Source organism: Enterococcus dongliensis, from assembly GCF_031927985.1.
GTDB lineage: Bacteria > Bacillota > Bacilli > Lactobacillales > Enterococcaceae > Enterococcus_A > Enterococcus_A dongliensis.
Genome location: NZ_JARPZC010000002.1, coordinates 115076 through 140842, shown reverse-complemented (window position 1 = coordinate 140842; position 25767 = coordinate 115076). Strand labels below are relative to the sequence as shown.

23 protein-coding genes and 1 riboswitch are annotated in these 25767 nt (G+C 37.3%); of the genes, 7 read left to right on the top strand and 16 right to left on the bottom strand.

The genetic code is table 11. From position 1 onward, the window contains the following. Positions 1-161: 161 nt before the first annotated feature. Positions 162-2069 carry a M13 family metallopeptidase gene (locus tag P7D84_RS02280; protein ID WP_311804861.1) on the top strand — a complete coding sequence of 636 codons (1908 nt, stop codon included), beginning with the start codon at positions 162-164 and terminating at the stop codon, positions 2067-2069. Positions 2070-2124: 55 nt separating this feature from the next. Here P7D84_RS02280 and P7D84_RS02275 read toward each other — a convergent pair whose 3' ends face one another. The 7 genes from P7D84_RS02275 to P7D84_RS02245 form a co-directional block, all read right to left on the bottom strand. Continuing rightward, the gene (locus tag P7D84_RS02275; RefSeq protein ID WP_311804860.1) at positions 2125-2961 is read right to left on the bottom strand and encodes an SDR family NAD(P)-dependent oxidoreductase; all 837 of its coding nucleotides are present in this window, start codon (positions 2959-2961) and stop codon (positions 2125-2127) included. A 123-nt stretch (positions 2962-3084) separates the two neighbouring features. Then, positions 3085-3702, bottom strand: a complete 618-nt coding sequence (locus P7D84_RS02270) for a hypothetical protein (RefSeq protein ID WP_311804859.1) — start codon at positions 3700-3702, stop codon at positions 3085-3087. 17 nt (positions 3703-3719) lie between these two features. Next, on the bottom strand, positions 3720-5840 hold the full coding sequence (locus tag P7D84_RS02265; protein ID WP_311804858.1) for a hydantoinase/oxoprolinase family protein: 2121 nt from the start codon (positions 5838-5840) through the stop codon (positions 3720-3722). 107 nt (positions 5841-5947) lie between these two features. After that, positions 5948-7276, bottom strand: coding sequence for a citrate transporter (locus P7D84_RS02260; protein ID WP_311804857.1), 1329 nt, complete (start codon positions 7274-7276; stop codon positions 5948-5950). 197 nt (positions 7277-7473) lie between these two features. After that, positions 7474-8763, bottom strand: coding sequence for an MFS transporter (locus P7D84_RS02255; protein ID WP_311804856.1), 1290 nt, complete (start codon positions 8761-8763; stop codon positions 7474-7476). Positions 8764-8821: 58 nt separating this feature from the next. Further along, positions 8822-9670 carry a shikimate dehydrogenase gene (locus tag P7D84_RS02250; RefSeq protein ID WP_311804855.1) on the bottom strand — a complete coding sequence of 283 codons (849 nt, stop codon included), beginning with the start codon at positions 9668-9670 and terminating at the stop codon, positions 8822-8824. 16 nt (positions 9671-9686) lie between these two features. Beyond that, the gene (locus P7D84_RS02245) at positions 9687-10541 is read right to left on the bottom strand and encodes a sugar phosphate isomerase/epimerase family protein (protein WP_311804854.1); all 855 of its coding nucleotides are present in this window, start codon (positions 10539-10541) and stop codon (positions 9687-9689) included. 287 nt (positions 10542-10828) lie between these two features. Between P7D84_RS02245 and P7D84_RS02240 the strand changes: the two genes are divergently transcribed. The 3 genes from P7D84_RS02240 to P7D84_RS02230 all read left to right on the top strand — a co-directional run bounded on the left by P7D84_RS02240 (position 10829) and on the right by P7D84_RS02230 (position 13550). Next, on the top strand, positions 10829-11731 hold the full coding sequence (locus P7D84_RS02240; protein ID WP_311804853.1) for a LysR family transcriptional regulator: 903 nt from the start codon (positions 10829-10831) through the stop codon (positions 11729-11731). A gap of 72 nt (positions 11732-11803) precedes the next feature. Next, a riboswitch (THF riboswitch) is annotated at positions 11804-11900 on the top strand. A 35-nt stretch (positions 11901-11935) separates the two neighbouring features. Further along, positions 11936-12466, top strand: a complete 531-nt coding sequence (locus P7D84_RS02235) for a folate family ECF transporter S component (RefSeq protein WP_311804852.1) — start codon at positions 11936-11938, stop codon at positions 12464-12466. Between the two features lie 184 nt (positions 12467-12650). Further along, positions 12651-13550, top strand: coding sequence for a WaaS/CpsH family glycosyltransferase (locus tag P7D84_RS02230; protein WP_311804851.1), 900 nt, complete (start codon positions 12651-12653; stop codon positions 13548-13550). A 48-nt stretch (positions 13551-13598) separates the two neighbouring features. On the opposite strand, the gene efp is transcribed toward P7D84_RS02230, so the two are convergent. The 4 genes from efp to P7D84_RS02210 form a co-directional block, all read right to left on the bottom strand. After that, positions 13599-14162 carry an elongation factor P gene (gene efp / locus P7D84_RS02225; protein ID WP_311804850.1) on the bottom strand — a complete coding sequence of 188 codons (564 nt, stop codon included), beginning with the start codon at positions 14160-14162 and terminating at the stop codon, positions 13599-13601. 109 nt (positions 14163-14271) lie between these two features. Continuing rightward, a complete protein-coding gene (locus P7D84_RS02220) occupies positions 14272-14910 on the bottom strand; it encodes a YczE/YyaS/YitT family protein (protein WP_137603891.1) in 639 nt (212 codons plus the stop codon). Positions 14911-15018: 108 nt separating this feature from the next. Further along, a complete protein-coding gene (locus P7D84_RS02215) occupies positions 15019-15516 on the bottom strand; it encodes an HD domain-containing protein (protein ID WP_137603892.1) in 498 nt (165 codons plus the stop codon). Positions 15517-15645: 129 nt separating this feature from the next. Beyond that, the gene (locus tag P7D84_RS02210; RefSeq protein ID WP_311804849.1) at positions 15646-16407 is read right to left on the bottom strand and encodes a TrmH family RNA methyltransferase; all 762 of its coding nucleotides are present in this window, start codon (positions 16405-16407) and stop codon (positions 15646-15648) included. A 160-nt stretch (positions 16408-16567) separates the two neighbouring features. On the opposite strand from P7D84_RS02210, the gene P7D84_RS02205 reads away from it, so the two are divergent. Both P7D84_RS02205 and yidC read left to right on the top strand, forming a co-directional pair. After that, positions 16568-16840 (top strand): acylphosphatase, encoded by a 273-nt coding sequence (locus P7D84_RS02205; protein WP_311804848.1) that lies wholly within the window; start codon positions 16568-16570, stop codon positions 16838-16840. Between the two features lie 104 nt (positions 16841-16944). Continuing rightward, the gene (yidC, locus tag P7D84_RS02200; RefSeq protein WP_311804847.1) at positions 16945-17880 is read left to right on the top strand and encodes a membrane protein insertase YidC; all 936 of its coding nucleotides are present in this window, start codon (positions 16945-16947) and stop codon (positions 17878-17880) included. 121 nt (positions 17881-18001) lie between these two features. On the opposite strand, the gene P7D84_RS02195 is transcribed toward yidC, so the two are convergent. The 5 genes from P7D84_RS02195 to P7D84_RS02175 all read right to left on the bottom strand — a co-directional run bounded on the left by P7D84_RS02195 (position 18002) and on the right by P7D84_RS02175 (position 23421). Next, the gene (locus tag P7D84_RS02195; RefSeq protein ID WP_311804846.1) at positions 18002-19174 is read right to left on the bottom strand and encodes a class C sortase; all 1173 of its coding nucleotides are present in this window, start codon (positions 19172-19174) and stop codon (positions 18002-18004) included. A gap of 4 nt (positions 19175-19178) precedes the next feature. Next, a complete protein-coding gene (locus P7D84_RS02190; protein WP_311804845.1) occupies positions 19179-20357 on the bottom strand; it encodes a class C sortase in 1179 nt (392 codons plus the stop codon). A 103-nt stretch (positions 20358-20460) separates the two neighbouring features. Then, on the bottom strand, positions 20461-22008 hold the full coding sequence (locus P7D84_RS02185) for a SpaH/EbpB family LPXTG-anchored major pilin (RefSeq protein ID WP_311804844.1): 1548 nt from the start codon (positions 22006-22008) through the stop codon (positions 20461-20463). 73 nt (positions 22009-22081) lie between these two features. Continuing rightward, entirely contained in the window at positions 22082-22345 is a 264-nt protein-coding gene (locus tag P7D84_RS02180) for an LPXTG cell wall anchor domain-containing protein (RefSeq protein ID WP_311804843.1), read from the bottom strand. Beyond that, positions 22285-23421, bottom strand: a complete 1137-nt coding sequence (locus P7D84_RS02175) for a hypothetical protein (protein ID WP_311804842.1) — start codon at positions 23419-23421, stop codon at positions 22285-22287. Before P7D84_RS02175 ends, P7D84_RS02180 begins: the two co-directional genes overlap by 61 nt. A gap of 543 nt (positions 23422-23964) precedes the next feature. On the opposite strand from P7D84_RS02175, the gene P7D84_RS02170 reads away from it, so the two are divergent. Beyond that, positions 23965-25449, top strand: coding sequence for a helix-turn-helix domain-containing protein (locus P7D84_RS02170; protein WP_311804841.1), 1485 nt, complete (start codon positions 23965-23967; stop codon positions 25447-25449). The last annotated feature ends 318 nt before the right edge of the window (positions 25450-25767 follow it).

Below are 25767 nucleotides of genomic sequence, written 5' to 3'. Positions count from 1 at the left end.
ATTTCATCTATTTTTTAAAATGGCACAGAATAAACGCGAACTACTCCGAGTTTATTCACTAGTCAAACCACAATTTTTTTCAAAAAGACCCTTTCCTATGAGTAACTCAGCAATTGTTTTATTATAGTATAGAACAGTAAAGACAAAGGAGCAGAATTTTTATGGATAAAACAAAAATCAAAGAGAATCTATATGAAGCAATCAACGGCGAATGGCTCAAAGAAGCAACTATTCCCGCAGACAAACCAGCAACCGGTGGTTTTCAAGATTTGGTCGATGAGATCGAAGACTTATTAATAACTGATACCAAAAAAATGAGTGCAGATCCTTCACTTATTCCTAATCATTTGATGAAAGAGTATATTGCTTATTTTCAATTAGCTAATGATTATCAAAAACGGGAACAAGATGGCGCCTCTCCAATGCTGCCTTTATTAAATCAAATCACCTCATTAAAAAATCTCGCTGATTTAAATCAACAATTGACTCAGTGGGTCCTCGATGGCCTGCCTCTACCTTTTGGGGTAGACGTAGATGCAGATATGAAAAACACAAAAATCAATGCGCTTTTTGCTGGGGCACCTAGTTTGATTTTACCAGACAAAACATATTATGAGCCTAATCATCCTCAAGCCTCACAACTTTTAGCGATTTTCAAAGAAATGACACTGAAACTTTTTGCCCTTGCAGGATATGAAGCAGATACAGCTGAGAAAATTACCGATGAAGCTCTTCAGTTCGATCAATTACTCGCACCTCACGTAAAAAGTGCCGAAGAAAATGCTGACTACAGCAAGATGTATAACCCTGAAAGTGGGGAAGAGTTTGTTAAGCACAGTCACTACCTTGATTTAAAAAAATTATTCATCGAGTTAGTTGGTGAAGTTCCAGAAAAAATCATTGTGACAGAACCGCTGTTTTTTGAAAATCTCGATGCTCTTGTTACTCCAACAACTTTTTCACAAATGAAAAGCTGGATGCTCGTGATGACAATCAACGCTCTTACTTCCTATCTTAGCGAAGAATTCCGTCAAGTTGGTGGAATCTATAGTCGCGCGCTTTCTGGGGCACCAGAAGCACGCTCGCAAGAAAAAGCTGCTTTTTACCTCGCTTCTGGTCGTTTCGATCAAATCATCGGTGATTATTACGGAAAAAAATATTTTGGCGAACAAGCCAAAAAAGATGTTGAACAAATGGTGACTCGGATGGTGGGCATTTACCAAGAACGCTTGCACAACAATAGTTGGCTCAGTGAGGCTACTCGAAAAAAAGCCATTACTAAGCTGAAAACGCTTGGTATCCATGTCGGTTATCCAGAAAAAATTCCACCAATTTACACCCAATTTAAAGTTACACCAGCAAAAAAAGGTGGAACATTGTTGAACACTGCACTGCAATTCAGTCACTTAAAACGAAAAGATGATTATGCCAAATGGAACAAGCCGGTAGAACGAGATGAATGGGAGATGAGCGCCAATACAGTGAATGCTTACTACCATCCGTTTCGCAATATCATTGTTTTTCCGGCAGCGATTTTACAAGCACCTTTTTACAGTCTGACACAATCCAGCAGTGAAAACTTTGGCGGAATCGGTGCTGTCATCGCTCATGAAATTTCCCATGCGTTTGATAATAATGGCTCGCTTTTTGATGAATACGGTAATTTGAACAACTGGTGGACTGTTGACGATCAAAAGCATTTTCAAGAATTAGCCGATCAAATGATTGCTGAATTTGATGGGTTGGAAATCGCTGGCGGAAAAGTAAATGGCAAATTAACCGTCTCAGAAAATATCGCCGATGCTGGCGGGTTAAGTTGTGCCTTGGAAGCTGCTAAAAAAGATGAGAACGCTGATCTTTCAGGCTTTTTTATCAATTGGGCAACAATTTGGCGGATGAAAGCACGCCCCGAATACACCCAATTACTTTTATCAATCGATGTGCATGCACCAAACCAATTGCGGGCCAACGTCCAAGTCAAAAACTTGGCAGATTTCTACCAAACTTTTGATATCCAACCGACCGATGCCATGTACTTACCACCCGAAAAACGAGTAAGTATTTGGTAGATCAATTTATTCTAAACTAAAAGACCTCGACAAATGTCGAGGTCTTTTAGCTTTATTAAGCTTTTGGTTTCTTTGAATCAATTGCATATTGTCGACGACCACCTGGTTTTGGTACCAAGTCTCCAATCATATTGCCAAAACCACCCTCCACGCGTAATTCATGTCCATTTGTATAATCTGAGCGTTTGCTTGCAAGATACAGCACAGCATTAGAGATATCTTGAACTTCACCAATACGACGATTGGCAGTCATTCGCCTTCTGCCCTCTTCTACTTCTGGATCTTCATAGAATTTTGTTGATAGTGGAGTCTTAACAAAACATGGTAATACACAATTACTTCGTATTCCATATTGTCCCCATTCACCAGCAATCATCTTAGACAACATATTTACACCAGCCTTACTTGGACTATATGCCCCTGAATATGTTTCTGGAGCAATCGACGCAATCGTTGAAATATGAACCATTCGTCCTGATTGTTGCTCAATCATTACACGACCAATACGTTGTGAAACTAAGAAATATCCATTCAGATTTACATCGATTGTACGTTTCCATTCTTCTAAAGCTAGATCTTCTAATGGGCTGAATGTTAAGATAGCTGCTGTTTGAACTAATACATCAATTTTACCAAAATCTGCTTTAACTGTTTGAGCCAAGGCATCCACTTGTTCTTCAACAGTTGAATTGCAGGAATAACCTTCTGCCTTAATACCATATTTATTTGCTAATTCTTTAGCATAACTTTTAGTCGCTTCTTCATTTAAATCAACTAAAGCTAAATTAGCCTGTTGCTCTGCAAAATCATTAGCAATTTTTCGTCCCATTCCGCCTAAGGCCCCTGTAATGACCACTACATCATCTGCTAAATCTAACCATGCTTTTTCCATCATTTCTACTCCCCTTCTTTTATATATTCATTTTTATATTAAGATGTCCTTTTGCTTAATTTAAATATACTGAATCCAATTAATGAATACTAATTCTTTTTTCCAATCAATCTATAGTCTTGTTCAATCAATCACCAAAAGTTGTCTAACTAAGTATTCAGCATGTTCAGGTGCGATAGGATAAATCAAAAAAATATTTAATATAACTGGTGAAAAGGATAATCCAAAGTATTCTCTAGCAAAATTCATTGCAGCTATCTCACTAAGCGAATACAAGCGTGCTCTACGTTTAAATGGACCTGTTCGATAACTTAATTGTTTTTGCACTGTGAACAGTTGCTGTTGATTTTCTAAATAGTGGTAAAGCTCATGAGCCAACAAAATTTCAGATACTTGCTGATTTTTAAGAAAGTCTTGTGTCAATAATAAAGGTTTGGCGATTTGAAGCAAACTTTGATTGATTCGAATGTGATTTGGTAATTGAAATTCGGCCAATACAAAGCGAAAATTTTCAACTTTCATCTCCTCTTGAAAAAAATCAATTGTGATTCCTTCTTGTCGACAATATTCCCACAAACTTGTTGTCTTTATATTTTCCGCTGCTTTCTTTCCACATTCAACTGCCTGCCTAATCAGGTCAAAACGTTGATTGTCAGGAATTTTATTATAGAGATGATCTTGTAATAATAAATATTCATCATATTTATTGTCTTTTTGCTCTAATAAAGCTTGAATATTCATCACCTGTGCTCCTTTTATTAAATATAACGATTTGCTGCGATAATAATCATCTCCTCAGTTCCTACAATCTCACTCATCTCAATTTCCATCAACATCGTCAATTGAGAAAAATCTGTATTGGAAAAATCTAATAATCGCGGTCCTACACAAAAATAATAATCTGGTCGAATAATTAAGTCACTTTGATAATTTGCCATATTTTCCCAGAGTTGATTCACTATTTCAAAATAACTTTGTATTGTTGTTTTGATTACTTCAGCATGCTCCCGTTGAACGCGGATAAACCCTTTTTTATCGATCACTCGGATTCCATTACCCTTTTTTGTACTAGCCCCATAAATGAAAAAATGATCTGTTGCATCTAATAAATGGACTTGTTCGGCCGGTAAATGAAAATCCTGAACGGCAATTTCTTTTGCTTCTTCCTCAGTTGCGGCAGTTTGAAGTTCAGCTGCTTGAGCGGCTGTCGATCCAGCAGCTCGAGCTGTGATTTTTTGTGTCTGAGGATCAATCTCAATATGAACTTCTATACTATCTTCTGTTGCACCACTTTCAATCGCCATGTCGGTGACTTCTTGTTTAATTGCTTGGATGTCCTGTTTTGTTGGATTTGGAACGATGCGTTCTACTACATCCTGAACTGCCGCTAAAGCTACTCCAATTGAAGAAATCACTTCAGCATTTTCAGGAATTTTATAATTCAATTCCATCCGCTCAGCGGCAAATTTGATCAATGCAGCAACACCACCGCCCACACCAACCAAAGTCATCTGATTTTTTTCAAGTTGATATTTTTTTGCTAGTGAATGAATGACTGGTTCAATTTTTTCAATTGCCTTAGCTAATATCTGTCGTGCTACTTCTTCGATCGTTAAGTTTAAATAATCAGCCAAAGGGGCCATCGCTTTTCGTGCCGAAATAACATTTCCGTAAGAGAAATCTTCTTCTGTCACATAACCTAGGACATTCGCAGCACAGGAATTTGTAATCGTGATACGTTTACCATTTGCCAATTTAATCGCTACGTAATCCTCTGGATCACCTTTTTTAGGAGAAAATAGCTCTAATTTAGGATCAATGATTTCTTCTTCGGGTGTGTAAACAGCATACGCTAATCCTGCGATATGGGCACTACGAGGTCCAACATCTTTTACACCATTTTTATTCACACGTATCATACTTCCACCAGCTACGCCTAGAACTCGCACATCTAGTGAGTTAACATATGTTTTATGTCCTGAAATTTCTGAGTAGTCGATTACCGGCCGTCCATTTTTGATTACACCTAAGTTTGTTGATGTACCACCAACTTCAAAATAGATTCCATTCGATGTTCGTAGATACATCAAAGCCCCCATGACACTAGCAGCCGGACCAGACAACATCGTTAAGACAGGCCGTTTTTTCATTTCGATTGCATCCATCAAACCGCCATCTCCACGCATAATCATCAATGGGACATCTACGCCCGATGAACGAACACTTTCTTCAGTAGAATTTGCTGTTTCTAACATTTTAGGCAAGATCGAAGCATTGATTGTTGCCGTTCGAGTACGACGAGATAACCCATAAAGTTTAGTCATCTCCGATGCCAAAGTCACTGGAATATTTTTTTTACGTGCAACTGCTGCAATTTTTTCTTCTAAAGATAAATTATCGACACCAAAAGCAGCCGAAGCTACTAATACATCAATTCTTTCTTCTAATAATTCATCGATGACTTTTTCAATTTCCTCTTCTGTAAATTTTTTTTGTGAAATAAAACGAGAGGTTACATAAATACTTCGACCTGTGCCTAAATCGATATCCTTTAAATTAGTTTGAGGGCGAGCTAACCAACCCTCGATTCCAGATTTAGCGGTACTAATAATACCAATTTTAGCAACATCTCCTTCTAACAAAGCATTCGTTGCTTGCGTCGTGCTGTGTGCAACAAAGACGACTTCTTCTGCTGCAATATCAAATTCGGACAAACACTTTAAAAAAGAGTTAGCCACACCTTCAGCTACCCCCTGCTTACTATCATGAGTTGTTTTTACTGAAGATTTACCGATAATTTTTTGGGTATCATTGTCGATTGCTACCGCTTTTGTATGAGTACCACCGACATCAATCCCGATTCGAACACGTCGTTTCATTTTTGCGCCTCTCCTTATTTCTACTAAACTTCTTATTTTTGTTTTGAATCTATCCTTCTTTTTTGAATTTTATTACTATAAAAATTGGACAGATATTCCTAAAAAGTCTATAGTGGATTATTGAGAAAAAAGTTGGCTATTTCTAAAACCAACGCTACTGTTGTACCTGGAATTAATGCTACTTTCATGTAATCAACTGCATTGATTCGATTAAATCCCAGCCCCCAAGCATTCCAAGAAATAGTAATATCAAAGTGGGCCATCCCAATCAGTACAGTAGCAAACAATGGATATAAGAAAGTAGTGGGAAAGTTTGTTGTCTGGCTCACTACTGCTAATAATGCTGCACCTGAACCAATCAAAGAAAGCGGACCTTTAAACCATGTCAATGGCGCTAAGATACCAAAAGCAATACATAAAATTAGTGGTGAAGCAGGAATCCAACCACCAATGATTTCTTGAAAATATGGTGCTGCATAAACTGCTGCATCATTGAACATTGCCAAAGTAATCCAAAAAGCAATCAATGCCGACATATCTTTTACCCCTTCAGTAAAGATTCGTGAGATTGTTCGACAAATTTCTCGAAAGTTTCCTGTTAATCTACCACAAACTCCTAAACCATATAAACTAGCTAAGACAAAACATAAAATTACTGGCAATTTAAAAACAATTACACCAATCACTGGTAGAAACGGAGTAATTAGTGAAATACCAGGTGCATCCACAACTTCATTTTGCTTGACCGCGGCCCAAGAATACGTAAGATTCTCCATTTTCAAATAAATCATTGATGCAAGTGAAACCACAGTGATCATCACGACAAATGCTAAAATTCCAAAAGGAAAGTAATCATTATATGTATATGCTTTCCCCCCGTTTGAATTCAAGAAAAAAGCAGAGTATTGCCCAAAGTTAATTGGATTTAAAAAAATACCTGCAGCGACTGAGCCTGTAAAGGAAAAAAAGCCGATTACTTTTGGAATACCGATTGAAAATAAAATTGGTAAGATAATAACTGCGATAGCAATTACTGAACCGCCACCGGTCATTGATGTAAAGATAAATCCACTGATCAAGTTTACAATTGTCAAAATTACTGCTGGGTTATCACCGCCCAATTCAACACTTTTTCGAATAATAGTCGAAGCAATACCTGTGTCTAACAAAATTCGTCCAAAAAAAGCCCCTAAGAAGATATTCATGACTGAAGCACCATATTTCTCCGGTGCTGTTTGATACACTTGACGGAGCATATCGTGAACGGTCAGACCTTCAAATGCTATATTTGGCGACAATAGATTACCGATTATCGGTAAAAACGTCCAAATCGTTGCCATAATGAAAAAACCAATCATTAAATTATGTCCTTTGATACAGTAAATGACCATACCTACAAATGAACAAATCAATAATAAACCAATAACAATATCCATGAGGACCTCCTAAATTACCTAGTATCCAACAATGAACACACGATTTTCCTAAAGAAAATAAAAAACAAAAACAACTAATAATAATTGTTTGAAATTGAATGAACGAAGATATTGAACCTTTCAAATTTTTAGAGAAAAATTATTGTATAAATCGAATAAGGAGGTGACTAGTTATAGTCAATCCCCCTTTTTCGCAATTAATCTCGCATTTTTTCAAAGGCACTATACCCGAAAACTTTTTTATGTTGTCCTAACAAATAAATCATCATTATTGTTGCCATAATTGCTGCTACCAAAAGTAAACCCATCATGATGTAAATCGCTTGTTTCTCACCTGCTGATTTAGTCATTGCCGAGACAATAAATGGTAGAAATGTACTAGCAAAACCCATAAAAGTATAATAAATCCCAGTATTTCTTCCTTTAGGACCTGGACAGAACAACTGGCGTAAAGCTAATCCCGTTTGTAAAGCACCGCCCGAAGCAAAGAATCCCAAGGCTGCAATGCTGGCGTAAATAACTGCCGGATGTCGTATAAGTAATACACTGGCAAGTGCTAATGCTGTAAAGATCGAATCAATCACCAAAACTTTCAAAGGATTCCAACGTAACTTACCCATCATAATCGCCCAGAAAACCACAGCAATGATTCCACCAAAAGTGTAGATTGATGTTAACCCTGCCGCCTGAATCTCTGTTAAACCAGCATTACTTAGTCCAAAAGCTTTAGTATATTGTTGAGCACCATACATAATAAACATACATAAAAAAGCATAGAACATCGTGATGAAATTGACTAAAATATTTGGTTTTATTAACATCTTAGCTTTTGCTGCCTCAATTTCTTGATAGATAGCATCTGAGTGTTCTTCACCTGATTCATCCTGTTCTTTATTCTCTTTCATCAGATCATCGTAAGCAAACGGTGAACCTACTGCTAAAATTAAACAAACAACTGACAAAACAAGAGGAATGATAACATTTAATTGAGGTGAGCCCATCTCAGTGAAATTAACAACCATCAATGGATAAACAATTCCAGCTAGTGAAACAAACAATTTAATTCCTAATAAAGCCGACCCAGCATATTTTGGTGCTGCTTCTTGAACTGCTGGATACAACGAGGCATCCCAGAAACCTGATGTTGCAACCCCTGCTACAAAAGCACAGATGGCAGCAATTATCATACTTGGACTAAGTAATAATCCAGCAAAACAAATAATGTAAAGAATTGCGCCACCAATCGCCATTTTTTTTCGACCAATCTTATCAGAAACTTCACCACCAAGCCAAACAGAAACAAATTTACCAAAACTAGTTGCTGTGATAGCTAGAGAAACAGCAGCTGCTCCAGCTGTCGCATCAGTATAACCCCACTTTTCATAAAAATAAGGCATATTTTGACTAAGAATAAGTGCTTGCATTCCATGTGTAAAATAGCACAAATATGTCGTCACTAATGACATGATATACTTTTTTGATTTCATATCTAAGCTCCTTTATTTGTTTTCCGTACACTCAAAGGAATGTACGGAAAAAGTATATTTATGGTCTAACAGGTAATTCTTGCTCAGTAAAAATCTTAAATGATGCTTTTCCTTGTCCTAATAGCATGCCTTCACCAGTCACTGTTGTACAACCTTTTTGTGCTGCATCTTTGATTAATTGTGTTTCCGGTGGATTATAAATGGCATCTGCTACGATTAATTGTTCATGGAACATACTAGTATCACTAATTGGTGTTCTGGTTGAACCGACACCCATACCAACCGTTGTTCCGTTTACCAAAACATCGGCTTCTGCAATCTTTTGTTTTAATAATTTATCATCTGTTAAATCATGGATCTCAACTGCTAGACCAGGATAGAATTTTTTGATTCGTGTAACAGTTTCTTCTCCTTTTGTGAAAAAGTCATCCTTAATATTAAAAATATCAATAGATGCCGCTTCTTCAATCGCTAATTGTACTTGAATGGCTGTTGCTGCACCTCCTGTTCCCAATACGACGAATTTTTTCCCTTTTGCCCTAATTCCATGATTTTTCAAATTATCGATGAAACCAATCCCATCTGTAATATGTCCAATAAGTTTTCCTTCCTTATTTTGAAACGTATTGATTGCACCAACCATTTGTGCTGCCGGAGATAATTCATCCATATATTTTGCCGCTGCTCCTTTACAAGGCATCGTTACGTTCCCACCTGGCATATTGAATGTACGAACAGATTGAAATGCTTTTTCAACGTCATCGATTTGTACATCAAACGCTAGATAAACAGCATTAATTCCTAGTTGTTCAAAGCCATAATTGTACATCGCTGGTGACCCCGAATGTCCGACAGGGCTTCCAATCAATCCATATAATTGCGTTTTACCTGATATGCTTTCTAACATCTTTTTATCCACCTTTTTAATCTTCTAGTAGTTCTGGCCAAGCTTGCTTGATGACATCAATACTCGTGTCATAGTTCATTTGAGCTGCTTTATTATAACCTAAGCTCAAAATTGGATCAGAGATAACTTCTGTCCCAACCACACGAGGTTTGATTCCGTGTTCTTTGATTGCTTTTAAGAAACCAACTGTATCGCCCCAACCTGTTCCTGGACATAAACGATCGTGCATTGATTCATCCCTCAAAATTGTATCTGGATAACGACGTTCTAATACATCACAGATTTGAATAGAGACTACTTTTTCTGCGGGTACATCTTTCAAATCTTTTGCTAAGGTTTCAGCCCGTGCCCAGTGCCAAGTATCTAAAATCAACATTCCATTGTCACAACCTGCTTTTTTAACAATATTCCACGCACTAGCTAAATCAGGAACACCGCTATAAGGCATAAATTCTAAACCAATCACCAACTCTTTCGCCCGAGCACATAATTCTTTAAAAGCTTGAATCTGAACTTCTTCTGGATATTTTTCCATCAAACCACAATTGATATGGCCTACACCAAACAAACGGGCCATATGATACACCGTCTGTTCTTTAAACTGTTGTAACAATGTTTCAGGCGTTTCTTGAGTCTTATTGGGATCTGCCCACAAAGTAATATACTCAACTTCAGTAACTTTCATATCGTTTTCTTCTAAAATCTCTAACATACGTTCATCAGAATAACCTTGTTTGATTGCTAACATATATGTTTCAGCTCGCAATCCAATCCCATCAAACCCCGCTGCCTTAGCAATTTTTACACGTTCTTCAAAATCAATTTCAACTCCTAAAGTATAAGAGCTGATAGTTAACGGTACCTTTTTCATTTGTTCTCCTCCTAAAAGTATAGTTAGTTTTCTAAAAGTTATTTAATTCACATGAAAGATGATAATTTCTTCATGTTAAAAAAATTTTGATATGAAATCCGAAATTTATAATAAGTAGGTTTTCACAATCAAATCTTGCTTTTATTTTACCGTTGGACTTTCAAAAATTCTAATTGGTTTTTATCGAATAATCTATAGGTAAAGCGTATAGGTTTTGATATAATCATAGAAAAGCATTATGAACAAAATTAGTTTTTAAATACTGAAAATGATTAGGAGTTGTACGTATGAATTTACAACATTTAAAATATTTTGATGTATTAGCCCGTGAACAGCACTATACTCGATCTAGTAAATTATTAAACGTGACGCAGCCTAGTTTAAGTAATGCCATTTCTTCACTTGAAGATGAATTAGGGATTACCTTATTCGAAAAAAAGGGACGAAATGTTGTTTTGACCAAACCAGGTGTGATCTTTCAAGATTATGTTTCCCGTACTTTAGGAACTTTAGAAGATGGGATTGATACAATAACGAAGATTAGTAAAGGAAGCGGTTTTATCAGTTTCGCTTTTTTGCCGGTGTTGGGCACAACCTTTGTACCAAAACTAGTACGCCAGTTTCATAATGCCCACCAAGATAAAAATATTCTTTTTGATTTTCATACTTCGTCTGGTGTTTCTAAAGAAATAATCGATGGAATCAAAAATATGCATTATGACATCGGAATTTCGTCATATTTGCCTAACGAGCCTACTGTCGAATTCTTACCTATTGCTAGTCAAGAACTAGTTGTAATTACCCCCTTGAACCATCCCTTGGCTCAATTCGATGAGATTTATTTAGAACAGACGCAACCATATGAACAAATTGGTTTTAGTAAGAACAGTGGTTTGCGTAATGTAATCGATGAAATCTTCTATAAAAACAACTGTAGCTACAACATCGTTTATGAGGTAACAGTGGATCAAGTTATCGCTGGCCTTGTTAGTCAAGGTTTTGGTATCGCTGTTGTTCCAAATATGTATATTTTAAAACACCTACCGCTAAAAACAATTCATTTGAAAAATGTCATTTTAGATCGTTCTTTTTATCTGGTTACAAATAAAGAAGCTTATCTTACTCCTGCAGTTATAAACTTCAAAGAATTTGTCTTAGCTCATTCAAATCCAAAAGAGATTGTTTATTGACCATTTTCGAAGTGAAAAGATTGTTTCCTTGTCCATTCTGTGCTACTATTTTTTCGGGGTCTTCCCCAAAAAATCAGAGTAGAAAATAAAGCGTTAAGTGCTAGAGGGATGGGATGTTGTCCTCTGGACGAAAGACTTAGTCTGCGGTTTTGTTTTCGCATTCGCTGCATGAAGATGTAGCAGCTCTATAAGGAGATGCTAGAAATGAAGAAACAACTCGATGCTAGAAGCATCACAACAATGGCACTTTTGATTGCCATGATGGTTACTTTGTCTCGTATTTTAGGAATCGAGACACAATTTCTCAAAGTCAGTTTTACTTTTATCCCAGAAATCATAATGGGCATGCTTTTTGGACCAATATGGACCGGAATCGGCTCAGTTATTGCTGATTTTATTGGGATGTCACTTTTTGCGAAAGCGCCATTTTTTATTGGGTTTACAATCAATGCCTTTCTTGAAGGAGCTATCTATGGTTACTTCTTTTATAAGAAAGAAATTACTTGGAAAAACTCGATTCAATCTGTGTTAGTGTCAACGATCTTGATCAACTTGATCTTAACACCGCTTTGGCTGGCAATGATGTACCACGTCCCCTTGAACAGTTGGGTGATTTGGATACCGCGTTTGATTAAGACGGTTATTTGGATTCCGATTCAAACAGCCATCACCTATTTCTTAGGTGGTGTATTGCCTTATAAACAATGGATCGCACGTTTCAATCGTGCCCATTAATTTTTACGCAAACATAATGTTTATATAGAAATAGTTATTTCTTTCACACGATAAATCACGATAGAGACTGTCTCATCCCATAGACAGTCTCTTTTTTTGTATTATTTTTCGCAAGCATAATAATCGCTATTCACGTAAGAAAGCGCTATGCTGTGAAAAATCTGAGAAGAAAGCTGGGAGAAACATGAAAAATTCTGATGTATTGATCGTGCCTAAAGATCGTTCGCTTTATTTTTTCCCTGCCCTATCGGAAATCAGTATTTGTTCAGGGAAAGAATTACTTGTCGCAAGTAATGACTACTTACGGCACTACTTAAAGACATTTCAACTGATCATCTTTTTAGATTATGGTTTTGAACCGATAATGGCAGCAAAGATTCGGACATTCACTAAAGCAAAAATCGTTCTGTTTTTTTGGAACCACTTTAAATTGGAACACTACCGCAAGTTAGCTGCCAGCCAAAAAGAAACTGCCATCGATGAAATTTACCACTTCGATCCTTTAGAAGCTCGCGATCTGCAATTAAAACACAATAGTTCGTTCTACACACAATCAGTCGGTGATCCAGCAGATCAGATAGCCTATGATATTTTCTTTGGTGCAAGTGACAATGGCCGCAAGCAACAAGCACTAGCATTAAAAGAACGTTTTGAGTTACTTGGACTTTCTACGTTTTATCATATACTGCCTAAACGCGGAAACGATCAAGTAGGTTATTTGCCTTATACAGATTACTTAACCCTAGTCAAACGCAGTAAAGGGATCTTAGAAATCTTGCGGGCGGGGCAATATGGTGTAACTTTACGAACCTTTGAGTCTCTTTTTTTACAAAAAAAATTACTCACAACAAATAAGATGCTTCCTTTTTACCGACTCTATGATCCTAGAAATATTTTTATGCTCGGTCCAGACCTCAGCCAATTGACTGCTTTTTTAACTACCCCTTACCAACCTATCGATCAAAAATTACGTGATTTTTTTGAAGTAAGTCATTGGGTTCAGCGTTTTGTTGATCATCAACCAGAACTCTTTGAACAATTCGAGTATTATCCCGAACTGATGGCCCAAAAAAGTGCTCTGTAACTTTTTATAACTAAAAAAAAGCTGCGACTAATCGTCGCAGCTTTTTCCCTATTTATTCGCACGTTTTTGATAAGTACCTTCTTGAGTATTGATTTCTAGCATTTCGCCTTCTTCAATAAAATCAGGAACGTTTACGACTAGGCCTGTTTCCATTGTTGCTGGTTTACCAGAGCCTGTCACAGTAGCACCTTTAATTGATGGTTGTGTTTCAACAACTTTCAAGACAACTGTTGTTGGAGGCGTCAATCCAATCACTTCGTCACCGTAAAATTGGATTTTTACTTCCATATTTTCAAGGATATATTTCATTTCTGCTTCAATTGTTGAAACTGGAATCTCGTATTGTTCATAAGTTTCAAGATCCATGAAGATTGCGACATCGTCTTGGGTGTATAGATATTGAACCGTTTTAGTTTCCATCATCGCTTTTTCGAATTTTTCTTCTGGGCGGAAAGTTGTGTCATAGGTTGAACCTGTACGCACATCGCGTAATTTCATCCGCATAACTGTATTTCCTTTACCTGGTTTGTGGTGGCTGGCTTCTAAGACTTTGATCAATTTTCCGTCTTGAATGAAAGTCATCCCCGCACGTAAATCGCTTGCTGAAATCATTAATAAGCACTCCTCTTCTACTATAAAATGAACCTTTATCATTGTAGCAAATAACCCTGATAGTTACTAGGGAAAATAATTATCTATTGGGAAAAACAACGTGATTCATTTATTTTGCTTCTTGAATTCGGAAAAAACTTAGTTTGGGTAAGTGATTCAATGTTAACTCTAAGGACGGTCCCATTAAAAGCAATACAATCAACGTGCCAAATCCAATATGGCCTCCCAATAAAAAACCAGTTAAAAAAATAAGTGCATCCAAAACGATTCGAGCCGTTTTTACTGAGCTTTTCAATACTCGCTTTAATAAAATCATCAAAGATTCATACGCCGCAGAACCTGCATCTGCTAAAAGATAAATTCCTGTCCCAATCCCAAAAATAATTGAGCCGGCAACGATTGAGAAATAGCCAGTACCACTGGGAATCGTATGTAAGATACCGAGCCAGTCTAAGATATTTAGGCAAAATCCTAGACCAAAACTATTAATCAGACTGCCAAATCCGATCATCTTACGATCATAAAAGAAGATAATTACTAAGATGATTCCGTTAAACAGCATACTGACCGTTCCGAATTTCAACGGTGCGTGTTGCAAAACACCCAAAACAAAGGTACTGATTGCATCTGCCCCTAAACCGCTGACAACAATCAGCCGAACCCCGATTGCAGCAATGAATGTTCCAATAATAGTAAAAAATAATTGCTTGACGACATTTGGTTTAATAACTGTGTCCCTCTCTTTCATTAAATCAAGCAGCTGTAAATTTATTCTGCTCTTTAGTGTAAAAAATCTAAAACTGGTCAAAAAATTAGACACCAAACAAGTTTTTGTTTGGTGTCTAATGTGTTTCTATTAGTTCCAACCTTTTTTAAAACGCATTTTATATGAATTGAATCGCTCTACCAAAGGAACTGCAGCTTCTGCAATTGCACAATACTTATCGACTAACGTAACGATGTAGCCTTCCTTATATTTAGGAGGTGTGATTGTTGCGCCCCACATATGTTTGATAATGATATCACGTTCAAGATCTGACAATTCAGTAATCTTTTCAGCATTTTTCACAGCGATGCGCGGATGCATATATGCATGAGACCCTTCGTCGAACTTAGTCGTCCGCCAGTCATAGTAAAACAGGTCATGCAACAATCCTGCGCGAGCGGTTGCTCGTACATCCCCGTGAAATTGTTTTGCTAATTTATAACTTGTATAAGAAACACTAATCGAATGTTCCAAACGTGTAGAGTTCATATGTTGAGTATAGTTTGCTAATTTTTGTACTTCTTCGGTAACTAATAAATCTTCAATATAAGAAACGTATTCTTCATCATCACGCCAGTTTTCTGTCATGGATAGAAAGCCCCTTTTCTTTGTTTCTGCCACCAATTATAGCACGGCTTTAAAAACTTGAATAGGCTTCCACAAATTTGAAAATAAAGTTTAATAGTTCCTTAACAAGGTTTAACAAATTGTGAAGATTTATTTAAGTAAATGGAACATCAATACACCAGCTGCGATGGCGACATTCAATGATTCTGCTTGTCCTTTAATCGGGATATAAAGGTTCTGATCTGTCAATGCTAAAACTGCTGATGACATCCCTTGTCCTTCATTTCCCATCACCAGTGCAATGTTTTCTTTTTTTTCTACAGTCAAATATTCCTTTGCATTTTTATCTAGGGCTGTTCCCAATACAAGACTGCCTTGTTGTTGGAATTGCGGGATGATCTTTGTTAAATCAGCATTGCTGATTGTTAGATGGTACAAACTGCCTTGCGTACTGCGCAAGGTTTTAGGATTGTATAAATCGGCGCTGCCCTGTCCTAAAATTACACCAGAAAATCCAGCAGCATCAGCTGTCCGAATCATTGTCCCCACATTTCCGGGATCTTGCACATTATCCAACAACAACCAAGCGCCAGAAAAATCTATTTCCTTTTCTTGCGGCATTTCTGCTACGGCGATCATCCCCTGAGGTGCTGGTTGACTAGCCAAATGTTTCAATACTTCGTCAGAAACTAAATAATATTCTGATAGATTTTCTTCGATCCAGTCAGACCACTCATTTACCCCACGTTGACTGATGAAGACATCTTTTAAAACAACATCGGCTGCGTGTGCCTCTTGAATCAGATGAAATCCTTCTAACAAATAGGTCTGACTTTGTTGGCGATATTTTTTTTGTTGCAATTTTTTTGTCTCTTTAATCAATGGATTTTTACTTGATTGGATTTCTTTCATGTTGAACTCCTTTTTACTGTATAGAAGATTTTTTCCAGCAAGTGATTGCCTGTCTTTTTCAAATGACATTTCGTCTGTCATTATAGCACGTGATTTCTTGTAACAACTAGTAAAACTCGGTATCATGGAGTATAAGCAAAAATTAATAGGAGGGTTTCTTATGAAGATGCATTTCAACGTTACTGGTCGCGTGCAAGGTGTTGGTTTTCGCTGTACAACGTATCAATTAGCCGTAGAGATTGGTGTAACAGGCACTGTAAAAAACGAGGCCGATGGCAGTGTGACCATTGAAGCAGTTGGAACAAGCGAACAGATCGAGCAGTTTCTCACAAGACTCAAAAATCCGCAAAATCCTTTTGCTAAAGTCAAGCACATCGAACAATATGAGGACCCTACGATCAAAGACCTTGACAAGTTTTCTGTCGTCTATTAAGAAAATGACAAGGTTGGCTGATTTTTCCGAATTTAATTGAAAAGGCTAGTGTTATCTAGTATAGTATTTCCTGTATAAATTTTTATTAGCAGAGGAAGAAATAAATGACAAAATTTAAAAATTGGCTTTTAGGCTCTGGACTTTTGGGTGTTCTTTTAATCCTTTCAGGCTGTGTGCGATCGGATAAAAATGGTAACCCAGATACATCAGGTCTTGTGTACCGAATATTGGTCGTTCCATTAGAGAACTTTCTAAATTGGATGGTCCAGAATTTCGATTGGTCTTACGGCTTAGCGATCATCGTTCTAACCATCATCGTACGTTTGATCATTTTACCGCTAGGCATTCATCAATCAAAAAAATCGTTAATCCAATCTGAGAAAATGCAATCTATCAAACCACAGATTGATGCTGCTCAAGCAAAAGTAAAACAAGCAACAACAAAAGAAGAACAAATGGCAGCACAAAGTGAAATGCAAGCAGTCTACAAAGAAAACAATGTCAGCATGATGGGCGGCATGGGATGTTTGCCTTTACTAATCCAAATGCCGATCTTCTCAGCATTGTATTACACTGCACGTTTTTCAGAAGGCATCCAACATTCTTCATTCATCGGAATCGACTTAGCAAAACCAAGTTATGTCTTAGTTGTCGTTGTCGGGATTGCCTACTTATTACAAGGCTATATCTCACTAATTGGTGTGCCGGAAGAACAAAAGAAAACCATGCGCAGTATGATGATCGCCTCACCGTTGATGATCGTCTTCATGTCATTCACTTCACCTGCAGGAGTTGCTCTTTATTGGGTAGTCGGTGGTGTCTTTAGTTGCCTTCAAACTTTTATTACAAATGTACTGATGCGCCCTCGCATCAAAGCAAAGATTCAAGAAGACTTAAAGAAAAATCCGCCAAAACAAGTGGTGACTAAACCAATCAAACAAGCGGAACCAATCAAACCAAAACAAGTCAGTCAACCAAAGAATCAAGGAAAAAAAAATAATAACCATGGACGTAACGCAGGAAAACAACAACGGAAATAATCACTTCTCAGCAAGTATTTTTTTCTAAAAGTTTCTTCCTTGTCCACAAAAAAATCTAAGCAATTATGCTTAGATTTTTTTGTATAGTTTCGAAGAATACAATCATTGTCACTGAATGCACCTATGAGGTTGTATTTGTTTGTTGGATTTGTATAATCAGCTGATTAGAGTCGTCCTTTTTACTAAGAATTGTTTTTTTAGGTAAGTAAACTTGCGGGTCGGTTTGTTTAAGCTTGGTAAGCCCTGCCTTAAACTGAGCGATACTTGTCTTTTTTTCTGTTCCTAACAAGACAGTATATAAACTCCCTGGAAGATGATCAAAAACGACTTGACCTTCCTCATCTGACTGTACTACAAATGGCTTTCCTTCTCGCTGTAAAACTTGTTTTCCTCTGCGATCAGCTAATGCTACTGAAAATTGGCGCAAAGGTTCTCCTTGCTGATCTTGTAAATAAAAAACTAAATCCACTATTTTTTTTCGCAGCAAGTAACTCTTAAGCACACGATACAATAACAAAATTACACCTGCTGACAGACCGACGATTCCAGCTAAGATTCCCCATTGATACAATCGACGAGAACTGACCGCTTTTTGTGCATCTGAGGCGATCTTTTCAGTATAAGGAATTCGGTGACCGCGTACTAATAATCGATGAGAATTGATCATATAGGGCGTACACGTAATCAACGTGACCAAATCCGCCCCTGGTACAATCTGCAGATCACTTGTCTCATTTGGTTCCACCACTTTTATCTGGTCGACTTGATAAGCAAGTTTCTCTCCTGCAATCGTTAGAACAAAGATATCTTTTTCTTTGAGCTTTGGTAAATCCGTAAATAATTTTCGTTGCGGCAGTCCACGGTGCGCCGAAATTGCCGCGTGTGTATCTACACCTCCTGTTGGATAGGAAGTTCCTTGTATAACGGTGGCTCCCCGCATCAATAAATAATCATTCGTAGTATCAAAAATCGGTACCTCCGTCTTGATTGCTGAGATCGTCAGCGTACCGATCAAATGTTTTTCGATGTATTGTTCACTATCAGATAGATCAGCTGTCTCTTTAAAAGGATCTGTAATTGCCGCAGGATTTTGTTTATCGTCACGATTTGCTTGTTTCATTTGTGCCAAGCGCTGTTTATCGATCTTTTTTTGATAATTGTCGACCATTTTCTGATCGATTAAGCTATTGACTGCATCTGAATAAAAAGGATATAACGCAGTCAAACTTCCGATCAAAAAAATCAGGAGCATTAAAATCCGCGTAATGAGTTGTTTTTTCCCGCCTTTCTTCATCTTCTCACACTCCTACTAGTAAATACTTCCCATTTTTTTTAATCAGTTGATTTCTTTTGCCAATCAAACGAAACATTGGATCATGTACACGCCAAACTTTTGCTTTAAACAATGGTTGTTCATTTTTTGGAAAAGCACTCACTTTATAAATCCCACCAGGAATCTCTGAAAAACAAACTTCCCCTTGTACGTTTTTCGATTCGATTACGGGTTTTCCTCCTAAAAGAACCGGTGTGCCATCTTTTTGCAGTAATTGAAATTGATGTAGCGTTGGCTCTGAATTGAAAAACTGTAACTTGTATGTTTTTTTCGCTGCTCGAAATAACACTACTTTACGCCAAATCCAATAAAAAATGATGCCTAAGATTCCCACCAAAAGTACAATCAGCCCTGATAGACGCCAGAATTGATAGCGTTTGGTTTGATTGATCGCTGTTCCCATTTTTTCTTTATAAGGAATTCGCACACCTGTTACTAACAAACGATGAGAATTAATCATATAGGGTGTACATGTTAATAACGTCACGAGATCGCGTCCTTTTTGTACAGCCAAAACCTCTAAATTATCTGGTGATACTACTTGAATCTGATCGACTTGATACGCCAGGCGTTCATCCAATATATCGAGATAAAATTGATCGCCTTTTTTTAATTTTTCCAGATCGGTAAAAATCATTTTTTGAGGCAATCCCGTATGTCCTGTAATAACCGAATGGGTACTTGTTCCACCAATCGGATAAGACGTTCCTTGCAGTAAGGTCGTCCCTTTTTCTAAAAGTGCTTGATTCGTCTCACTAAAAATCGGTAAACTCGTACGAATTTTAGGAATATATAATGCCCCTAAAAGATGTTCTTCGTAATACGTTGCCGGATAATTTTCTTCAAGATTTGTCGTATCAAATAATTCTTCCAACAGACCTAAACCAGAAATACCCGTTGCTTCACTTTTCTTTGCATTTTCGGCGACCATTTTTTTTCGTACTTTTTCTCGATTTTTCTGATTTTGTGCAGCTGTTTCTTGCTGATGTTTTTCTACCATTTTCTGATCCAGATAGTTGTTCAATGAATCCACAAAAAAGGGATAGGAAAATATGCCGATGCCAGTTATAAACATTACCGCAATCAAGCATTTGATAAGTAGATTTGTTGGTTTTTTCCTAGCAGAGTGCGTTTGTTTTGTCATCGTTACCACTCCCTCATTCATTTTCTATGTAAAATTTAGAAAAACAGACTGAAACAGTCTCAAAGGAACTGATCCAATCTGTTTTTCGTGTTAAAAAGGAAGATTATACTTCAGAGGGTCTCTTTGCTTTTTTGTACCAGATGAATGCCCCTGTCATCAAGGCTAATCCAATCGCTAAGAATGCTAGGATCCCATTTCCACCTGTAGAAGGCAATAATCCTTTAGGCGTATTGCTGACTTTTGTTATTAGATCATCCGTTTCGTACTCCCCATGTGTAACAGTGAATGAGACTGCCTCTTCTAATTTTACATATTTATCAGAAGGTGCCGCTTTTTCGATTAAATTGTATGTCCCATTCTCAAGTCCAATCACTTTTAGTACACCGTCTGTTCCTGATGAGATCTCTGTCGCTTCATTCTTAGTCACCCAGCCTTTGAATGCATATTCTCCATCATCATTTAAGTTGAATTTTGCATATTCAGTGTCAGATTTTTGGACCTTAAATTTCGCACCCGCTAATCCTTGACCTGTATGTCCATCGATTTTAGTAAATTGATGGCCGCCTGTTCCGACTTTATCAGTTGTCAAATCAGACTGCTGGCTCCCGTTAATCGAGACATACGCCCTATTCGTCTGTAATTTATCGATGTCGAAGCTATCCTTGAACTTCATTTGATACGTGATGATTAACGTTTCTCCTGCTAGACTTCCTACTGCCGCACTGCTTGTATTCAGACTGATTACAAATTTTCCATTCTCTGGAGCAAATGTATAGTCCGTAGCTCCTAGCGATCCAACTTCCAGTGTTCCCACAAGTTCTAATCCGGCACTTGGTTCATCTGTAATTGTAAATGATGTCAGCGAACTGATATTTTCTGGGATATTGATTGTTAATGTATAGCTGAATTCGTCCGCTGTCGTAGCATTGTAATACAATAATTTTGTTGGATCATTTTCGTCATAAATTTTCTGAGTACCATAATCCGCTACTTTGCTATCTGTCGCCGTCTGGTTTTTAGGATAAAGATGGATATTTTCATTTACAACATCTGTGTAGATAACGTTCCCGTTATCATCTAATTTAATTGATCCATCAGTATCTTTTACAATTCCATAGATTGGTAATGCTAAAACGATCGGTGCTGCTTTTTTTGTGATCGTTGTCGTGGTAGGCGTGCCCGTTTCGACAAATAGATACACTGCATCTTTTGTTACAGAATTTCCAGATACTTGATACGTACTTTTTGCTGGTAAATTCTCAAACAACGCCTTACCATTATCACCTGTTGTCACGTTGAGTGGTTGCCCGGCGGCAGCTGCAATCGCATCTGCTGTATCTGCTACAATCGCATTAGTCACAGCGCTTTGTGAGCTGTCATTAATCTGTCCATGGTAATACGCTGTGATATCATACGCAGTGAACGTTACACCTGCCAAAGGTTCGCCGCCAAAATCCGCTATTTCTCCTCCGGTATTTTGTATAGTTGACTCTGGATAATCAGTATCAAACAATCGTTTATTTAATGTCACATTGACTGTTTCCGACGTAGCCGCCTCTGCGATTTCTCCTACACCAAGTGCTCCTCCTATTAATAAAGGTAGTGCCATCAGACTGGTGGCTAACAAACCGAATATTTTTTTCATTTTCATCTCTTTTCCTCCTAATTTTTCTTTTTATAATAGTGGATTTCTTTTTCAACGTCTACTTTACTTGCAATGATCTCTATTCGTCTTTCGTTACTTTGACAGCGATTTTTCGACGATACCAAAAGAAAATCACAAGACCTACAATCACTAATCCAATCAGTGAAATAAGTGTTTTGGCTTCTCCCGTCACTGGTAAAAATGACTTTTTCGGTGGAGAAGATGGCTCGATAGGTTGTGCTGGTGTAGTCGGTTGCTCCGGTGTGGTCGGTTGTCCCGGTGTTACCGGTTTTTCCGGATCAGTTGAAATAGACTCTCTTCGTTTCCTTCTATTTTCATCCACTCTTCTAATGGGGCAAAATCAGTCTTGATGCCTTCTTTATTCGTTTTTGGATCAAAATCATCACTTGCTGGTAAAATTGCGATATTGACTTTCGCTCCCGTCCCTTCAAGCGCATTCTCCAAATAGTATATTGCCGTACGTACATCTTCATTCCTATCTCCACCTGAAGTAGAAGAACTTGAATCCATGATAAACACAATATCTGCTGCACCATGAAGTAATGGAGCCTCGGCGGTTAAATCAAAGGTGATCTCATAAAGTCGCTGATTCCATGCTTCTAATGGAGATAACGGGTTTCCATCTGCATCTTTTGTAGCTAACTGAGCACGTTTTGTTGCATTAACAGGTATTGGTGTTCCTGAGCCTCCAGTATTTTGTGTCATCCGTCTTGGTAAAGCCGCTATTTCTTCATTGATATTTTTCGGCTCGTCTTCTTTCTCTTTTTCCTCATCTGTGGCTTGGGTCTCTTCGGTCATTTGTACTTCTGCAGTCACTTGAAACGGTCCTTGCATTTCTGTCGGAAGAATATCTTTTGTTTGGATCTCTTTTGTTTCTTGCGACACCATTTCTATCCGTTCTGCATCAGCTGAGGTTTCTCCTTCTGCGACCATTTCTTCACGCATTTCACGTCGTTCGTCTAACTGTATTTCAACAGCTAACGTATTTTCTTCTTTCGGGACTTCTACAATAATTTTCCCTGCTGATGCTGGTGAGTAATCAGATTCTGCTAACCAGCCGTCTGCTTGCATAGCCATTCCAGATTCATTGGCATTTACTAGCGTGCCAATCCCCGACGTTACTTTGTCTACTTTTAATTTCATCAGTCGTTGATTATCATCGTCACTGCTTGTGTCGTGATGTTTCTGATAATCAATTTGCCATTCGATTGTTGTTTCTTTTTCTTGATACGAAACTTCTACTCGTCCCAGATTTTCTTGATCGAAGATAACTTCTCCTGTTGTCACTGCTTCTACTTTTTGCGAAAATGCCGAAGCTACTGACAAAAGATAAGGAAAAATAATCATCAGAATTGCAAACACTGACCAAAATGAATGTCCTTTTTTCCTTAGTCTCATTTGTTTGTCCACATCCTTTCTTTCAAAATCTTCTAAATCGCTCCCTTGTTTTTTTACGGGTGCTCCACTTTTCACTTGCCCACTCTAATCTTCCTTTCATTTTTCAAACTATATTCTAACTAATTACATATTCAGTTTATCAATTTAAATGCTTTATAACCAATTAATATGGTTTAAAGTTATTTATTTACTTTTATAACGTTTTCAATCCTATGATTTTTGATATAATCAGATTTACAGCGAATAAAACAACTAATTATTCTTCAAAACAATATATAATTATCAAAATAAATGAAAATTATGATTAAAATTGATTGCTGGATTATCGTCATATTTTGTCGTTAACGAATTATTTTTAGCTAATTACAAGTAATCGCGATTATTTATCTAAACAATTAACTTAATCAGTTATTTATATAGTGATTTTCAAGTGCTTTTTTGATAATGTTTTTAATTTCCTTTATAATAAAATTAAGAATTAGATTAGAGAGAAGGTGGCGTCTTGCTAGCAACGATTTTCTTAACAAAAAAAGACCAAAAAAATTGGCCCTCTTTTATCATTTGGAACGATTGCCTGAAGGAGACTACACTATCAAATCGATCAGTGATGAACTTGGGTATGTCTATAGCACAACACAAGTTTTATTGAATGAAATGGCAGCGGATTGTTCAATGATCAATAAAGAAGCGATGTTGTTCACTCCGCAAAAACAAGTTCGCTGTCCTCTTAACGGAATCGCTTATGATCGCTATTTTGCTTTTTTGGTACATCAAGGTGTGCCTTATCAATGTTTGCTTTATTTATTGGAACATCCACAAAATGATTTGCAGACATTTTGTCATTCTCACTATGTCAGTATCGCTTCTTGTATGCGGCATCTCCAACCGTTAGCGGAGTATACCCAACAATTTGGCATCACTTTTAATCGTAGTCAACTATCGATGAAAGGTGATGAACGCTTGATCCGCATTACTTTGTTCAATCTTATTTGGGCAGTTTCAAAAGGAAGTGAACCGTTATTTCAACATTTTCAGTCAGGTGAATTGACTACGACACTCGCTACATTGAGCCAAGAGATTCCTTTAGGTCGTGATTATGTTGGAACAAAAGAAATCCATCTCTTTGTCGAGATTACCTATCTCCGTATAAAACATGGTTTTTATGTCGAAGATGATCCGCGTTATGATGCTATTTTTTCAAAGGAAAGTCAGCTGCCGCTGGATGCATTAGAACAATTTTTCCCTGTTTCAAAAGATCAACTATATGCGGAATACCGTTTTTTACAATTTATGCAATATTACGCTCCTACTTATATAGGAAATGATGATCCGCGATTGCCTATGATTCAGCAATACTTGGCTGAAAAAAATCCATTGTCTACGATTCTTCTTAGTTTTGAATCATTCTGGGAAAAAACAGTTATTCGCGGAGATACAGCCATTTTGAAAAAAAATCCTGACATCCATGGAAATCTTCATAATGTTTTGGTTTGTTATTATATTTTCCCGCAGAAAATCCCGACCTTGTTTAATCTTTTGGTCTATTTTCAACAGAGTACTTCTATTCATTATGAGTATCTTCATCAACAGATTACGCGCTTTTTCACGCGCTTTAGCAGACGTAGCGGATTTGAATGGTTACAAGGCTGTCAATCATGCTTGATTGATCTATTCACCTGGCTCACATTGGCCTATTTTGAATCTACTGGACAACAACAGCCGTTAATTGTTTCTTTGATTATGGAGTCTAATCAATTATTTCGCCAAGGTATCACGCAGCGATTAAACGATCTTTCTTTCGTCAAATTAGTTCCTTTTTCGATTCATGATGTGGCAGAATATGATTTTTTAGTTTGCTCCTCCGCGTTGTTATTACCTAAGGACAACAGTCTGCCGTATTTTGTTTTTAATTTTTTTAGTAAAAATACTGATTACACCGCGTTGTACCGTACTTTACGAAAACAGCACCAAAGGAAAAATATTTCTTATCGTCTGCAAACAGGTGGGCCTGCCTCGGCAAAAAAATAGACTAACAATCTCTACATCCCTGTGTACGGACGTTTCAACAATAAGTTCTTTTGATTAACCTAAAAGGGGACTGATCTCAAAGTAGATCAGTCCCCTTTGTTTTACTCATATGTTTTGTAAATTATTTTGAACCATCCACTCGATCTACAAAAAATGGATAAGCTTATTTTATGCTTTTTAATATGTATTCATGGTCCGTGTTCTTATTTGGTGACTTCTTGCTATAGATGAACACGCTGCAGTACCGTTCTATATAGCAAAAGAGACTTTTTAGCAACTGCAACCTAAAAACTGCCTAGTAGATTGCTTTATTGGATT

Bases quoted from the DNA above. Each gene is read 5' to 3' on its own strand.
- P7D84_RS02215 (WP_137603892.1), bottom strand. From the start codon at position 15,516: ATGACAGAAAACTGGCGTGATGATGAAGAATACGTTTCTTATATTGAA.
- P7D84_RS02245 (WP_311804854.1), bottom strand. From the start codon at position 10,541: ATGAAAAAGGTACCGTTAACTATCAGCTCTTATACTTTAGGAGTTGAA.
- P7D84_RS02190 (WP_311804845.1), bottom strand. From the start codon at position 20,357: ATGACAAAACAAACGCACTCTGCTAGGAAAAAACCAACAAATCTACTT.
- P7D84_RS02195 (WP_311804846.1), bottom strand. From the start codon at position 19,174: ATGAAGAAAGGCGGGAAAAAACAACTCATTACGCGGATTTTAATGCTC.
- P7D84_RS02270 (WP_311804859.1), bottom strand. From the start codon at position 3,702: ATGAATATTCAAGCTTTATTAGAGCAAAAAGACAATAAATATGATGAA.
- P7D84_RS02280 (WP_311804861.1), top strand. From the start codon at position 162: ATGGATAAAACAAAAATCAAAGAGAATCTATATGAAGCAATCAACGGC.
- P7D84_RS02185 (WP_311804844.1), bottom strand. From the start codon at position 22,008: ATGAAAATGAAAAAAATATTCGGTTTGTTAGCCACCAGTCTGATGGCA.
- P7D84_RS02255 (WP_311804856.1), bottom strand. From the start codon at position 8,763: ATGAAATCAAAAAAGTATATCATGTCATTAGTGACGACATATTTGTGC.
- P7D84_RS02250 (WP_311804855.1), bottom strand. From the start codon at position 9,670: ATGTTAGAAAGCATATCAGGTAAAACGCAATTATATGGATTGATTGGA.
- P7D84_RS02205 (WP_311804848.1), top strand. From the start codon at position 16,568: ATGAAGATGCATTTCAACGTTACTGGTCGCGTGCAAGGTGTTGGTTTT.
- P7D84_RS02210 (WP_311804849.1), bottom strand. From the start codon at position 16,407: ATGAAAGAAATCCAATCAAGTAAAAATCCATTGATTAAAGAGACAAAA.
- P7D84_RS02275 (WP_311804860.1), bottom strand. From the start codon at position 2,961: ATGGAAAAAGCATGGTTAGATTTAGCAGATGATGTAGTGGTCATTACA.
- P7D84_RS02260 (WP_311804857.1), bottom strand. From the start codon at position 7,276: ATGGATATTGTTATTGGTTTATTATTGATTTGTTCATTTGTAGGTATG.
- efp (WP_311804850.1), bottom strand. From the start codon at position 14,162: ATGATTTCAGCAAGCGATTTACGTGCGGGGATGACTTTCATTCAAGAC.
- P7D84_RS02230 (WP_311804851.1), top strand. From the start codon at position 12,651: ATGAAAAATTCTGATGTATTGATCGTGCCTAAAGATCGTTCGCTTTAT.
- yidC (WP_311804847.1), top strand. From the start codon at position 16,945: ATGACAAAATTTAAAAATTGGCTTTTAGGCTCTGGACTTTTGGGTGTT.
- P7D84_RS02240 (WP_311804853.1), top strand. From the start codon at position 10,829: ATGAATTTACAACATTTAAAATATTTTGATGTATTAGCCCGTGAACAG.
- P7D84_RS02265 (WP_311804858.1), bottom strand. From the start codon at position 5,840: ATGAAACGACGTGTTCGAATCGGGATTGATGTCGGTGGTACTCATACA.
- P7D84_RS02235 (WP_311804852.1), top strand. From the start codon at position 11,936: ATGAAGAAACAACTCGATGCTAGAAGCATCACAACAATGGCACTTTTG.
- P7D84_RS02220 (WP_137603891.1), bottom strand. From the start codon at position 14,910: ATGAAAGAGAGGGACACAGTTATTAAACCAAATGTCGTCAAGCAATTA.
- P7D84_RS02175 (WP_311804842.1), bottom strand. From the start codon at position 23,421: ATGAGACTAAGGAAAAAAGGACATTCATTTTGGTCAGTGTTTGCAATT.